The following is a 13,454-nucleotide window of genomic DNA, read 5'->3' as shown; positions in this document are numbered from 1 at the left end:
TTAAAGAAGAAACGTATGTTTCAGCCGTGGGGAAGCTAGGTGGGGCTGTCAACAAAGTCCCTGTGAGTTTAGGGTCTGTCGTTTTGGAATCCTCGCGCGTGCAGTACTAAGCTGGCCGTCAGCAGTCTGTGTTCACTGCTCTTGTGTTGTCCTTCAGGCTCCCTGCCCGAGGTGCATGAAGAGTGGAACTCTAGATTGACTACGCGCGGCGAAGTCGTCGCTTCCTGGGTTAAGGAAGAGACAGTCTGTGGTTAACGCGGTCCCCGTTGAGTCGGGGTGTTGGCCTGGGCCTTCGTTGCTAGGGTGCGGGATAAAATACCGCACAATTTTTGCAAAACCGAAACAACGTATAGAAAGCGAGCGAATCATGGCAGTTGTAACCATGCGCGAGCTCCTCGACGCTGGTGTCCACTTCGGTCACCAGACCCGTCGCTGGAACCCGAAGATGAAGCGCTACATCTTCACCGACCGTAACGGCATCTACATCATTGACCTGCAGCAGACGCTGACCTACATCGATGAGGCCTTCGAGTTCGTTAAGGAGACCGTCGCACACGGCGGCACCATCCTCTTCGTTGGTACCAAGAAGCAGGCTCAGGAAGCTGTTGCCGAAGAGGCAACCCGCGTTGGCATGCCGTACGTCAACCACCGCTGGCTGGGCGGTATGCTCACCAACTTCCAGACCGTGTCCAAGCGCCTGAAGCGCATGAAGGAACTGCAGGCTATGGACGCCGCAGAGGACGGCTACAAGGGCCGTACCAAGAAGGAAGTTCTCATGCTTACCCGCGAGCGCGTCAAGCTCGAGCGCGTTTTGGGCGGCATCTCCGACATGACCAAGGCTCCGTCCGCACTGTGGATCGTTGACACCAACAAGGAGCACATCGCGGTCAAGGAAGCTCACAAGCTCAACATCCCGGTTGTAGCCATCCTGGATACCAACTGCGACCCGGACGAGGTCAACTTCCCGATCCCGGGCAACGACGATGCTATCCGCGCCACCAAGCTGCTCTCCGGCATCATTGCCACCGCAGTGGAAGAGGGCAAGAAGGCTCGCGAAGAGCGCCAGCTTGCTCAGGCTAAGGAAGCTGCCGGCGATTCTGCTGAGAAGGACGCTCGCGACGCCGCTGAGGCTGCCGCTGCTTCCGACCCGGCCTCCGCTGAGAAGGCTGAGGACGCCGAGAAGTCCGCAGAGTAATCTGCATTGTCAAAGCCCCCGCACCGCGCGGTACATATAGACCCGCGGCGATGGGGGCTTTTTCTCACGCGCCACAACATGGCGAGTGACACGCCACCACGCCGTCAACAGGCACCGCGGTGTTGAGCGCGTTACCCTCGCGGGAGTTGAGAATCACTAACACCCCCTCAACGCGACGTGGTGGTAGCGATTCAGCTACGCTGTTTCATCGAATACCGTTTAATTCCAAGGAGGAACGCTCCAACTATGGCGAACTACACTGCTGCAGACGTTAAGGCACTGCGTGAGGCCACCGGCGCCGGCATGCTCGATTGCAAGAAGGCTCTCGACGAGTCCCAGGGTGACTACGACAAGGCTGTCGAGTACCTGCGCATCAAGGGCGCAAAGAACGTGTCCAAGCGTGCTGAGCGCGAGGCTACCGAAGGCCTCATTGCTGTGTCCGGCAACACCATGGTCGAGATCAACTGCGAGACCGACTTCGTGGCTAAGAACGATGCCTTCAAGTCCTTCGCTTCCAAGATTGCTGAGGCCGCTGGCGAGGCTAAGGTTAACTCCGGCGAGGAGCTCAACAACCTCGAGATCGACGGCAAGAAGGTGTCCGAGCTCGTCGACGAAGAGTCCGCAAAGACCGGTGAGAAGCTGCAGGCACGCCGCGCAGTCACCATTGAGGGTGACAACGTTGCTGTTTACCTGCACCAGCGTTCCGCTGACCTGCCGCCGGCAGTGGGCGTTCTCGTTTCCTACGAGGGCAACGCTGAAGGTGCCCACGCAGTGGCACTGCAGATTGCTGCCATGAACGCTGAGTACCTCACCCGCGAGGATGTTCCGGCTGAGGTCGTTGAGAAGGAGCGCGAGATCGCTGAGGCTACCACCCGCGAGGAGGGCAAGCCGGAGGCTGCTCTGCCGAAGATCGTGGAAGGCCGCCTCAACGGCTTCTACAAGTCCGTCGTCCTGCTTGAGCAGGCTTCCCTGTCTGACTCCAAGAAAACCGTCAAGCAGGTTGCTGACGAGGCTGGCACCACCATCACCAGCTTCGTTCGCTACGAGGTAGGCGCCTAAACGTCATTCAGGCGCGACGCGCTGACTCATCGTCCCCCTCTCCCTCCCCACGATGTACAGGGGTAGGAGAGGGGGACGTTGGCGTTTTAGGGACGTCGTCAAGCACTGCCCATGCACAGCCGTGGGTGAATATTTATGACGGACGCGGCTATGGTTAAGATGGAACAGAAAAATTGAAGTGCTCAACTCGGATGCTCATTGTGGAGCACCGCCACGCGTGAAGGAGACGATGAAGGCCGTGACGACCCCTGGACCGAAGCGAACCGGATACAAGCGAGTCATGCTGAAGCTGGGCGGTGAGATGTTTGGCGGAGGCAAGGTTGGCATCGACCCGGATGTAGTGGAAAACGTCGCACGTCAGATCGCTGAAGTGGCAAACCAAGGCACCGAAATTGCCGTGGTCATCGGCGGTGGCAACTTCTTCCGTGGCGCTGAGCTCTCCCAGCGCGGCATGGACCGTGCCCGCTCTGACTACATGGGCATGCTGGGCACCGTCATGAACTCCTTGGCACTGCAGGACTTCCTCAAACAGCAAGGCATTGACTGCCGCGTGCAGACCTCCATCAACATGGCGCAGATAGCAGAACCCTACCTGCCACTGCGTGCAGATCGCCACTTGGAGAAGGGCCGCGTCGTCATTTTCGGTGCAGGTATGGGTATGCCGTACTTTTCCACCGACACCACCGCCGCCCAACGCGCGCTCGAAATTGGGGCGGAGGTGCTCTTCCTGGCCAAGGCCGTCGACGGTGTGTACTCCGCTGACCCGCGCACCAACCCGGATGCTGAGCTTTACTCCGAAATCACCCCGCGTGAGGTCATTGAGAAGGGCCTGAAGGTAGCAGACGCCACCGCATTCAGCCTGTGCATGGACAACAACATGCCAATCCTGGTGTTTAACCTCCTTACCGACGGCAACATTAAACGTGCTGTTAATGGTGAGAAGATCGGCACGCTGGTCCAGTCTTAGTACAAACCGGCCGCGACCTGCTAGATTCTTTCCCAGAACTTTTAACTATTGCAAGGGAGTTGTAAACCCTCATGATCGACGAGATCCAGCTCGAAGCAGAAGAGCACATGACCGCCTCGGTGGAGCACGCCCGCGAGCAGCTCCTCACTATCCGAACCGGCCGTGCGAACCCGTCCATGTTCAACGGATTGGTAGCAGACTACTACGGTGTGCCGACCCCGATTACGCAGATGTCCACCATCTCCGTTCCGGAGCCGCGCATGCTGCTCATCAAGCCCTACGAGCAGTCCATGATTGGTGAGATCGAGAACGCTATCCGTAACTCGGACCTCGGCGTAAATCCGACCAATGACGGTCAGGTACTGCGCGTGACTGTTCCGCAGCTCACGGAAGAGCGCCGTCGCGACATGGTCAAGATGGCAAAGAGCAAGGGCGAAGATGGCAAGATTGCTATCCGCAACATTCGCCGCAAGGCGATGGAGCAGCTCAAGAAACTGCAGAAGGATGGCGACGCAGGCGAGGACGAGGTTATCGCCGCAGAGAAGGAAATGGAAAAGATTACTTCCGGCTACATCGAGCAGGTGGACAAGCTCGTCGCCAACAAGGAAGAGGAGCTCATGGAGGTCTAACCTCCTGCTGTGAACTCCGAACCGCCGCCGCGCCAAGGCACCGACCAGCACGGCGGCATTTTTCTGTGTAGGACCCCCACGATGACATTTCATTAGTTGTGAAGGAGCTAGCGTGACAACTGAGCACTCACGGCACACTCGCCGGATGCCCAAGCCGAAGAATAACGCGGGACGAGATCTGCCTGCTGCTATTGGCGTAGGCGTCGGACTTGGTGCACTGGTTGTCTTCGCCGTGTGGGCTGGCCCCTTCGTGTGGTACTTGGTGGTTGCTGCAGCGCTTGGCGTGGCCATGTGGGAGGTCCTGACACGTCTGCGGGAGCACTCCTATTACGTGCCTCGCACGCTGCTTATCGTCTTGGGGCAGGCGATGGTGTGGGTCTCGTGGTTCCTGAATGCTCCGGGGCTCGTAGCGGTCTATGTCGTGGCCGTGCTAGCCCTCATGTTTGGGCGTCTTTTCCATAATGGGCGACATCGCCCGCCGATTAACTATCTGCGCGATATGTCTGTAGGCATCTTCGTTCTGACGTGGATTCCGCTTTTCGGTACGTTCGCGGCGATGCTCTCCCGCGTCGAGACGCCTTTCGCATCCGGAGCGGCGTCCATTGTTGTCTTCATGCTGTGCGTCGTGGCGTCAGATACCGGTGGCTTCATTGCAGGTGTTATGTTCGGCTCGCACCCCATGGCCCCTGCCGTAAGTCCGAAGAAGTCCTGGGAGGGCTTTGCTGGCTCTGTTGTGTTCGGCACCGCCACCGGCGCGCTGTGCTTTGCTTTCTTGCTGCACCATACCCCGTGGGTTGGCGCGCTCATGGGCCTTGGACTCGTATTTTGTGCCACGTTGGGTGACCTCGTGGAATCACAGTTCAAGCGCGAGCTGGGTATCAAGGATATGTCGGACTTGTTGCCGGGCCACGGCGGCCTGATGGACCGACTCGACGGCATGCTGCCGTCAGCAATGGTGACCTGGGTGGCCATGAGCTTCCTGGCCACCCTTACCCCCTAGGGTGTGCTCGGACGCCTAGCGTCGAGCCTGCTTGCGTACCTGGCGGCGTAGCTCAAACATGCGCCAGCCACCGACGAGCGCCATGATGAGTGCACCGGCAATGGCGCAGATGAGGTAGGTTACACCGGCCGGGAATTCGACAGACCAGTTGAGGAAATTCAGCGGTACTTCGTGCTGGTTCTGCAGAATGAAGATGATGAGCACGATCAGCAGCAAGAAGCCCACGATGAGGGCAATCCAGGTGCTGGCGGCGAAAGAACCCTTGACCTTGCCGTCGTTCTTGTCCGCGGTTGGTGCCGGGGTGGTTGTCGAAGTGGTGTTGTCAGTCGTCGTACCGACGGGCTCTACAGCGCCCGTGGTTTCCGGGGGAGTCTCATAGGCAGCGGTGTCAGGCTGTGCGTCGAAGTTCGTGCTGGGCTCGCCCTCAGCGAAGGGGCCGGAGGTTGAGCGGAGGTTGTCAGAGCTATTTTCTGGATTCGTCATACACCTATTAAATAGGTCAACATGTCACCTTCGCCACTTCAGCGGAGATTCGATTGGATAATGTGGCCAAAAACGTGGAAAAATGGGCCTCACCATGGCTGAACCACTGAAATTGAACTTCTCCGCTCCGCGGCGCGGGCTACCCCCGAAGCACTTCGCGGACTTGTCCGAGGACGAGCGCATTGAAGCGCTCGCCGAACTTGGCCTGCCCAAGTTCCGAGCAAAGCAGCTGGCCAAGCACTACTACGTCCACCACACCGCTGATGTCTCCGAGATGACGGACATCCCGGCTGCTTCCCGCGGAGCTGTCCAGGAAAAGCTCTTCCCGGAGCTCATGACACCTATCCGCCAGACTTCCACGGATGATGGCGAGACCACCAAGTCCCTATGGCGCCTGCACGATGGCACGCTGTTGGAGTCGGTCCTAATGCGCTACCCAGGCCGCGCTACGCTGTGTATTTCTTCCCAGGCCGGTTGCGGCATGGCGTGCCCGTTTTGCGCCACCGGCCAGGGCGGTCTTGACCGCAACTTGTCTACGGCTGAGATTGTGGAGCAGTTCCGTCACGCCGCACGTCTTATGGAGGCAGAAGGCGGCCGCCTGAGCAACGTGGTGTTCATGGGCATGGGTGAGCCACTGGCGAACTATAAGCGCGTGGTCCAGGCAGTCCGCCAAATTACTGGTCAAGACTTAACTGGCTTTGGCTTGTCGCAGCGCAACGTCACCGTCTCCACCGTGGGTCTGGCTCCTGCAATTCGTAAGCTGGCGGATGAGGACCTTTCTTGTACTCTGGCAGTTTCCTTGCACACCCCGGATGATGAATTGCGCGATACCCTCGTGCCGGTCAACAACCGCTGGCCGGTCGATGACGTGCTCGACGCTGCCCGCTACTACGCCGATAAGTCCGGCCGCCGCGTGTCCATTGAGTACGCCCTTATTCGTGACAAGAATGACCAAGACTTCCGCGCAGACATGCTGGGGCAGAAGTTGCACGCAGCGCTCGGTTCCAAGGTTCACGTCAATGTCATTCCGCTTAACCCCACGCCTGGCTCCGAGTGGGACGCAGCGCCTAAGGCCCGCCAGGACGAGTTTGTGCGCCGCGTCATTGCTCAAGGTGTGCCGTGCACGGTGCGTGACACCAAGGGCGATGAGATTGCCGCGGCCTGTGGCCAGCTCGCCGCTGATGAACGCGAAACTGCTTAGCAGACCGCTTACAGTTTCCTAACAATCTTTTCCCGGCAGTCGCAAGCGGTCTTCCAGCGTTAACGTGTCTTGATACCGTTAACAGTTATGACTCATCCTTATCGCGAGGCGCTTACACCCGACCCGTGCGCTCAGGCCTTGGCCGTGCGTGACCTATGCAAGTCCTTTGGCAACCAGACTGCTGTAAACCACCTCAATCTTGATGTGCCACGTGGCTCCATTTTCGGTGTCGTGGGGCCCAACGGTGCAGGTAAGACCACGATGCTGACCATGGCATGTGGTCTGCAGCGCCCTGATTCTGGGCAGAGCTTCATCGCAGGGCACGACGTGTGGGCCGATCCCATTCCGGCCAAGCAATCCATGGGGTTGCTCATGGATGGTGCTCCTGTCTTTGACCGGCTGACCGGCGCTGAGTACCTCCATTACCTGGGCGCGCTGCGGAGGCTGGACCGCGGGGAGTCGTTGCGTCGTGCACAGGAGCTTCTCGACGCCCTCTCGCTTACCGACGCCGCCAACAAACGCATCGTGGACTATTCCGCCGGCATGACGAAGAAGATTTTGCTGGCCGGTGCTGTCCTCCACAACCCGGAGGTGCTCATTCTCGATGAGCCTCTGGAGGCCGTGGATCCGGTTTCTGGACGCCTCATTCAACAGCTGCTGCGCGCTTATGCCTCGCGCGGAGGCACTGTCATTTTGTCCTCTCACGTCATGGAGCTCGTTGAGGGCCTCTGCGATCACGTTGCCATCATCAACGGCGGCCAAGTGATCACCTCTGGCCACGTTGACGATGTGCGCCAGGGACAAAGTCTCTCCGATCTCTTCATTGCAGCCGTAGGTGGGCGAGATTTGGATGCGTCGAAGTTTGGCTGGCTGCGAACCACAGCGGAGGGCTCACTGGGCACGGAAGGTGCTGAGTAATGACCTCAACACTGTTCCGACTTCACCGCACCTTGTGGTGGCGCAGCGTGGCTTCCAACGCCTCGTCCATTTTGACGGCACTTCTCATGGCCTTGTACGGCTTCGGCGGCCTTGTCAGCCTCCTTTTTATGGCATGGGCGGATATTGAACAGCCCGGGCACGGCTTTCAGTCCCTCACGCTGGGCGTTGCTGGCGGCATGCTCATCTATGTCATGCTCGCCATCTTCATGCCGGCGGGGGAGAACCAGCTTTCACCCTCGACATTGGGTGCACTTCCCTTAACTTCACGAGAGGTGTATCCAGGCCTGTTGTGGTCCAGTATGCTCACCACACGCGCCATCTTGTCGGTACTTTTCTCCACCGTCTACGCGGTTGCCGGGGCTATCATTCTTTCGCTTCAGGGCGCCGGCATTTACGCGGTGCCTTTTGTTCTCGGGATGGTTGTGGCGTGCCTGACCACCATCGTCTTGGGTGAATGCGTTGGGTTCCTCGGCACTGCCATTGCTAATTCCGAAAAGTCCGGCGCGCAGGCAGCCGTCATGATTGTCCTGGGATTGCTTGTTTTCGGCGTCCTTCAGTTGCAGTCAGTGCTGGAGAATTTACCTTCGGTGGGGGCCATGGGTTCGATCGCCGCGTGGACGCCGTTTGGTGCCGCGGTGGGATGGTCACTTTCGCTTGCCGCCGGCCACTTTGTCACCGCCCTAGCCCAACTTTTCATTGCCCTTCTCTCCGCTGCAGCAGTGATGTGGCTGTGGATGCGCCAGGTGGCCCAGGCTATGCGCAACCCTGATGCCGGGAAGACTCATGCAGCGGAGGTGACAGGGGAGGGGGTTACCGCATTCGAGATCGGCTCCTGGTCCTACTCGAGCCCGGCCGCTATGGAATTCACACGCGCTCTGCGCTATATTCGCCGCGATAAGCGCCTGATGGGCTTACTGTTGGCGATGCCCATGTTCGCGGTGCTCGTTATCTATCAGCTGTGGCGCGGCGATGACTTCGTGGCTTATTTCATGTTGTGTTTCAGTGCGGTTATGATGTCCTCCGCTCTGTCCAATGATTACGGCTTTGACGGCCCATCCAACTGGGTTAGCATGGTTGCTCCTGTTTCCCCGCGTGTGATTCTGCATGCCCGGCATCTAGCTCACTTGCTGGTTCCTTTCGTGGGCTACCTTGTGCTGGCGCTCATCGTCATTATCTTTGCGGAGGACACTCAGGTAGCAGTCTTGGCTGTTAGCGCGAGCGTGGGCATGTTCATTGCTACCTGCGCCATCAGCATGGGACTAACTGTGCTGAATCCTTATCCGTTGTCGGAGCCTGGTGCCAGCCGCTGGAACGACAAATCTGGTTACTCGGGCGCTGCCTTTGTCGCCGCCTTTGCTGGTCTACTCATCTCATGGATGCCGGTGGTGCCCGGCATCATCGTCTCCTGGATGGCCTATGACCATGGTTGGCCGCTGGTTATCGGACCTCTGGTATCGCTACTGCTACCAGCGGTGGTGTATGCCGTGGTCTGGCGCAGGGCCGGGAACTACGCTGATGCACACGTCCCCGAAATCTACGCCAAGGTCGACCGTTACGTCAGCTAGCCCGCACACTCCGTGCGCGCTGGCTTGTGTTTCCCTCCCTGCGAGCACAAACAACAAAGCTCCCCGCGTCCACTGCATGTGGAGCGGGGAGCTTTAAAAGGTGGTGAAGAGTCCTAAAACTCTTAGTTGGACACCGGCTTGGCAGCGTGACGGCCAGCTACCGGGTTAGCGTTGACGCCTGCGGTGGTGGCACCACGCAGGTGAGCGATGCGGGACGGCTCAATGTTGAGGGCACGCAGCTCGTCATCAGTCAGTTCAGCGTAGACGTTGTGAACGGTCTTCTGCTCATAGGCCCAGTCCGGCTCCTGGTGTCCTGCTGGCTTGTTGCGGGCGGTCAGGGTGCGCACCTGGGAGAGCTTCGGCTGCAGTGCGTAAATCACCAAACCGAGGGCGATGAGGATAGCGAGGGCGATAAGCCAGATGGTCTCCACGTGGCCCTTGTGGTTACCGAAGTTGTAGGCCAGCAGGAACAGGACGGAAGTCCAGCCAGCGATCTGAACGCCCGAGCGGCTGATGCGGGACCAACCGAAACCTGCGGACGGGACGTCATCGGTGGAAACGCCGTCGAAAACCTGCGATGCCGGCTTGTGGGAAGACACTTGCTCTCCTTTGTCTGTACACGCAGCTCACCTGCGTGAGCGCACGAAAATGCCAGTTATTCTGTGTAGTAGTTTAAAGCATCCCGCCGTTAACCGCGATTAAACACCCCCGCAACCTTGTCGTCGCTGTGTGCGCGACTCCGACTAGGGTTAACAGAGTGAGTACCCAACGCATTCTTATCCTCGGATCTACTGGCTCGATCGGCACCCAGGCACTGGAGGTTATCGCAGATAACCCGGAGAAATTCACCGTCGTTGGCATTGCCGCCGGCGGATCGAACCCCCAGCTAGTTGTCGAGCAGGCTCGCGCCCTCAATCTTTCGTTTGACCACGTGGCCGTCGCCAAGCCTGAGGCGGCACGAGAGGTCTCCGAAGCACTCGGCGGTACTGTGCTCTCCGGCCCCGATTCAGCCGAGCAGCTCGTTCGCGCAGTGGAGGCAGATAAGGTGCTCAATGCCCTTGTCGGGTCAATGGGCTTGGCCTCCACCATCGCGACCTTGGAGATGGGGGAAGTCCTGGCGTTGGCCAACAAGGAATCCCTCGTAGCCGGTGGATCAATTGTTACCCGGTTGGCGTCGGAGGGGCAGATCGTGCCCGTGGATTCTGAACACTCAGCCATGGCGCAGTGTCTGCGCGGAGGAAGTGACGCAGAGCTCGATCACCTCGTACTCACCGCCTCGGGTGGCCCCTTCCGTGGCTGGACGCGCGAAGAGATGTGGGAGGTCACCCCGCAACAAGCAGCCCAACACCCCACCTGGTCCATGGGGCAGATGAACACGCTCAACTCGGCCACGTTGGTCAACAAGGGCCTTGAGCTGATTGAAGCGACGCTGCTTTTCGACGTCCCACCGGAAAGCATCGAGGTCACCGTTCACCCCCAATCCATCGTGCATTCCATGGCAACCTTTACGGATGGCTGCACGATAGCGCAGTGCTCCCCGCCGTCGATGAAGTTGCCTATCTCCTTGGCACTGGACTGGCCACACCGCGTGCCGGGTGCTCAACCGGCCTTGGACTTTTCGACTGCTCACGAATGGCGCTTTGAGCCCCTCGACGATGATGCGTTTCCTGCGGTGCGGCTAGCGCGCGAGGCGGCCGCCGCGGGCGGTACGCATGCCGCGGTGTACAACGCGGCTAACGAGGAGGCAGCCGCTGCCTTTTTGGCTGGGCGTATCCACTTTCCGGAGATTGTTGACGTTGTTAGCCACGTCTTGGGTGAAGCGACGCAGTTCGCTGGTGTACCCTCTACCGTCGATGACGTCCTCGCCGTGGAAGGCGAGGCCCGCCGCCGCGCGAACGCGCTGGTGGATTCGCTCGCTCGATAGAAAGCCCCTTCACCTATGGCAAATGTCCTGGGCATCATTCTTTTCGCTCTAGGAATCGGCATTACAGTCGCCCTACACGAGGCCGGACACATGTTGACTGCCCGCGCCTTTGGCATGTGTGTGCGCCGTTTCTTTATCGGCTTTGGCCCTAAAGTGGCCTCAGTAAGCCGCGGACATACCGAATACGGTCTCGCAGCTTTCCCCGTGGGCGGGTTCTGCGATATTGCGGGTATGACTGCCCAGGATGAGTTCCTCACTGAAGAAGAGGAACCGCATGCTATGTATAAGAAGCCGTGGTGGCAGCGCATCATCGTGTTGGCTGGCGGCATCACGGTCAATTTGCTTTTGGGCTTTATTATCCTGCTCATCATCGCCATGACCACGGGGTTGCCGAATCCGGATGCGGACGTGCGCCCGCGCGTGGGCGAAGTATCCTGCACGTCTGATCAAAAGGCTGATGGTGAACTCGAACCCTGCCAAGGTTTGGGCCCAGCAGGGGAGGCGGGCGTGGAACCAGGCGATATCGTGCTGGCCCTCAATGGCGAGGCTGTGGACTCCTTTGCGCAGCTGCGCGATACCGTTATGCAGCATCCAGGTGAGACCGTGACACTTGAAGTGGAGCGTGATGGTTCTCCACGTTCCTTTGACATCGCCCTCGACACGGTAACTCGCCTCAACGCGGAAGGTGAGCTCGTTAGCGTCGGAGCCATTGGCATGACCAACCAGCTCATTGACATCGTGGAGACGTATTCCTTCGTAGAGGCCTTCCCGGCAACGGCGCGCTACACCGGCTTCGTGCTCGATGCGACGGTGCAAGGGATTGCACAATTCCCGGCCAAAATCCCAGGCGTGGTCGCCTCCATCTTTGGCCACGAACGCGATGTCAATGGTCCGATGTCTGTCGTCGGTGCTTCGCGTGTGGGCGGCGAGCTCGTGGAGCGAAGCCTCTGGTCTTCCTTCTTCATGATGCTGGCATCACTGAACTTCTTCCTTGCCTTGTTCAACCTCATCCCGCTTCCGCCCTTCGACGGTGGACACATCGCCGTCATCCTGTATGAAAAGCTGCGTGACAGGATTCGCCGCCTCATGGGAAAGGAACCGAAGGGTCCGGCGGATTACACCAAACTCATGCCGATTACTTACGCGCTCGCGTTCCTTCTAATGGCGGTAGGTGCGCTCATTATTGTCGCGGATGTGGTGAACCCGGTACGCCTCTTTAGCTAAGTGCACTCGGTGCTAGAGTGGGGGCGTTAAACCTCGATTATCCAAGGAGCGCACATGTCGACCCCCATCGGTCTTGGAATCCCTGACGGCCCACCTCCCACCTTGGCGCCGCGCCGAAAGACGCGCCAGCTGATGGTCGGCCAGGTAGGCGTGGGCTCAGAGCACCCCATTTCGGTGCAGTCGATGACGACGACGAAGACTCACGACGTCAACGCCACCCTGCAGCAGATCGCGCAGCTTACCGCCAGCGGCTGTGACATTGTTCGCGTGGCCTGCCCGAAGACAGTGGATGCCGAGGCTCTGCCGGCGATTGCGAAGAAGTCTCCCATCCCGGTTATTGCAGATATCCACTTCCAACCCAAGTACATCTTCGCCGCGATTGACGCCGGCTGTGCCGCGGTTCGCGTCAATCCGGGCAACATCAAGGAATTTGATGGCCGCGTCAAGGAAGTAGCCAAAGCTGCCGGTGATGCAGGAATCCCGATTCGTATCGGCGTCAATGCTGGTTCGCTGGATAAGCGCATCATGGAAAAGTACGGCAAGGCCACTCCGGAGGCACTCGTTGAGTCCGCTCTGTGGGAGGCTAGCCTCTTCGAGGAGCACGGCTACGGTGACATTGCCATCTCCGTTAAGCACAATGACCCAGTCATCATGGTGGAGGCTTACCGCCAGCTGGCTGCTCAGTGCGATTATCCGCTGCACCTCGGCGTTACTGAGGCAGGCCCGGCCTTCCAGGGCACCATCAAGTCCTCCGTTGCTTTCGGTGCTTTGTTGGCGGAAGGCATCGGTGACACTATCCGCGTATCCCTGTCCGCTGACCCGGTCGAAGAGATCAAGGTTGGCGATCAAATTCTGCAGTCACTTAACTTGCGCCCACGCAAACTGGAGATTGTCTCTTGCCCGTCGTGTGGCCGTGCCCAGGTAGACGTGTACAAGCTGGCCAACGAGGTCACTGAGGGCCTCGACGGTATGGAGTTCCCGCTGCGCGTGGCCGTCATGGGTTGTGTGGTTAACGGCCCAGGTGAGGCACGCGATGCCGATCTTGGTGTGGCTTCCGGTAACGGTAAGGGTCAGATCTTCGTCAAGGGCGAGGTCATCAAGACCGTGCCCGAGTCCAAGATCGTAGAAACCCTCATTGAGGAAGCGATGCGCCTCGCAGAGGAGCAGGGCCTTGAAGCCGTCGAGGGCGCCAAGGCTGAGGTTCGCGTCACTCAGTAAGTACCTTTCGCGGTGTGGGGCGACCGTCGTGTCGCCTCCACCTGCTACGC

The 13,454-nt window shown here is 59.1% G+C and carries 13 protein-coding genes; 11 read left to right on the top strand and 2 right to left on the bottom strand.

All coding sequences use genetic code 11. The annotated features are described in order from the left end of the window. The first annotated feature begins 367 nt into the window (after positions 1 to 367). The 5 genes from rpsB to HMPREF2875_RS08940 all read left to right on the top strand — a co-directional run bounded on the left by rpsB (position 368) and on the right by HMPREF2875_RS08940 (position 4,850). Positions 368 to 1,195, top strand: a complete 828-nt coding sequence (gene rpsB, locus HMPREF2875_RS08960) for a 30S ribosomal protein S2 (RefSeq protein WP_039675925.1) — start codon at positions 368 to 370, stop codon at positions 1,193 to 1,195. Between the two features lie 246 nt (positions 1,196 to 1,441). Then, entirely contained in the window at positions 1,442 to 2,254 is an 813-nt protein-coding gene (gene tsf / locus HMPREF2875_RS08955; protein ID WP_070672253.1) for a translation elongation factor Ts, read from the top strand. Positions 2,255 to 2,483: 229 nt separating this feature from the next. Next, a complete protein-coding gene (gene pyrH, locus HMPREF2875_RS08950; RefSeq protein WP_039675921.1) occupies positions 2,484 to 3,221 on the top strand; it encodes a UMP kinase in 738 nt (245 codons plus the stop codon). Positions 3,222 to 3,292: 71 nt separating this feature from the next. Beyond that, positions 3,293 to 3,850 carry a ribosome recycling factor gene (gene frr, locus HMPREF2875_RS08945; protein ID WP_039675919.1) on the top strand — a complete coding sequence of 186 codons (558 nt, stop codon included), beginning with the start codon at positions 3,293 to 3,295 and terminating at the stop codon, positions 3,848 to 3,850. A 145-nt stretch (positions 3,851 to 3,995) separates the two neighbouring features. After that, a complete protein-coding gene (locus tag HMPREF2875_RS08940; protein WP_210388181.1) occupies positions 3,996 to 4,850 on the top strand; it encodes a phosphatidate cytidylyltransferase in 855 nt (284 codons plus the stop codon). Positions 4,851 to 4,865: 15 nt separating this feature from the next. Here HMPREF2875_RS08940 and HMPREF2875_RS08935 read toward each other — a convergent pair whose 3' ends face one another. Next, a complete protein-coding gene (locus tag HMPREF2875_RS08935) occupies positions 4,866 to 5,333 on the bottom strand; it encodes a LapA family protein (RefSeq protein WP_070672251.1) in 468 nt (155 codons plus the stop codon). A 94-nt stretch (positions 5,334 to 5,427) separates the two neighbouring features. Between HMPREF2875_RS08935 and rlmN the strand changes: the two genes are divergently transcribed. From rlmN to HMPREF2875_RS08920, 3 genes are all read left to right on the top strand, one after another. Then, entirely contained in the window at positions 5,428 to 6,534 is a 1,107-nt protein-coding gene (gene rlmN, locus HMPREF2875_RS08930) for a dual-specificity RNA methyltransferase RlmN (RefSeq protein ID WP_070672319.1), read from the top strand. An 87-nt stretch (positions 6,535 to 6,621) separates the two neighbouring features. Next, the gene (locus HMPREF2875_RS08925) at positions 6,622 to 7,452 is read left to right on the top strand and encodes an ABC transporter ATP-binding protein (RefSeq protein WP_070672249.1); all 831 of its coding nucleotides are present in this window, start codon (positions 6,622 to 6,624) and stop codon (positions 7,450 to 7,452) included. Continuing rightward, positions 7,452 to 9,038 (top strand): ABC transporter permease, encoded by a 1,587-nt coding sequence (locus tag HMPREF2875_RS08920; RefSeq protein WP_070672248.1) that lies wholly within the window; start codon positions 7,452 to 7,454, stop codon positions 9,036 to 9,038. Before HMPREF2875_RS08925 ends, HMPREF2875_RS08920 begins: the two co-directional genes overlap by 1 nt. Positions 9,039 to 9,160: 122 nt before the next feature. On the opposite strand, the gene HMPREF2875_RS08915 is transcribed toward HMPREF2875_RS08920, so the two are convergent. Then, positions 9,161 to 9,637 (bottom strand): DUF2631 domain-containing protein, encoded by a 477-nt coding sequence (locus HMPREF2875_RS08915; RefSeq protein WP_070672246.1) that lies wholly within the window; start codon positions 9,635 to 9,637, stop codon positions 9,161 to 9,163. A gap of 158 nt (positions 9,638 to 9,795) precedes the next feature. Between HMPREF2875_RS08915 and dxr the strand changes: the two genes are divergently transcribed. Genes dxr through ispG form a run of 3 tightly spaced genes read left to right on the top strand, consistent with a single transcriptional unit; the run spans position 9,796 to position 13,404 of the window. Then, on the top strand, positions 9,796 to 10,962 hold the full coding sequence (gene dxr / locus HMPREF2875_RS08910; protein WP_070672244.1) for a 1-deoxy-D-xylulose-5-phosphate reductoisomerase: 1,167 nt from the start codon (positions 9,796 to 9,798) through the stop codon (positions 10,960 to 10,962). Positions 10,963 to 10,977: 15 nt separating this feature from the next. Continuing rightward, positions 10,978 to 12,186 (top strand): M50 family metallopeptidase, encoded by a 1,209-nt coding sequence (locus HMPREF2875_RS08905; protein WP_070672243.1) that lies wholly within the window; start codon positions 10,978 to 10,980, stop codon positions 12,184 to 12,186. 54 nt (positions 12,187 to 12,240) lie between these two features. After that, positions 12,241 to 13,404, top strand: a complete 1,164-nt coding sequence (ispG, locus tag HMPREF2875_RS08900) for a flavodoxin-dependent (E)-4-hydroxy-3-methylbut-2-enyl-diphosphate synthase (RefSeq protein WP_070672241.1) — start codon at positions 12,241 to 12,243, stop codon at positions 13,402 to 13,404. Positions 13,405 to 13,454: the final 50 nt, after the last annotated feature.

Origin of the sequence: Corynebacterium sp. HMSC078H07, assembly GCF_001812805.1 — a bacterium.
Classification (GTDB): Bacteria; Actinomycetota; Actinomycetes; order Mycobacteriales; family Mycobacteriaceae; genus Corynebacterium.
The sequence above is the reverse complement of the archived record's forward strand: the minus strand, read 5'-3'. Positions and strand labels throughout refer to the sequence as shown.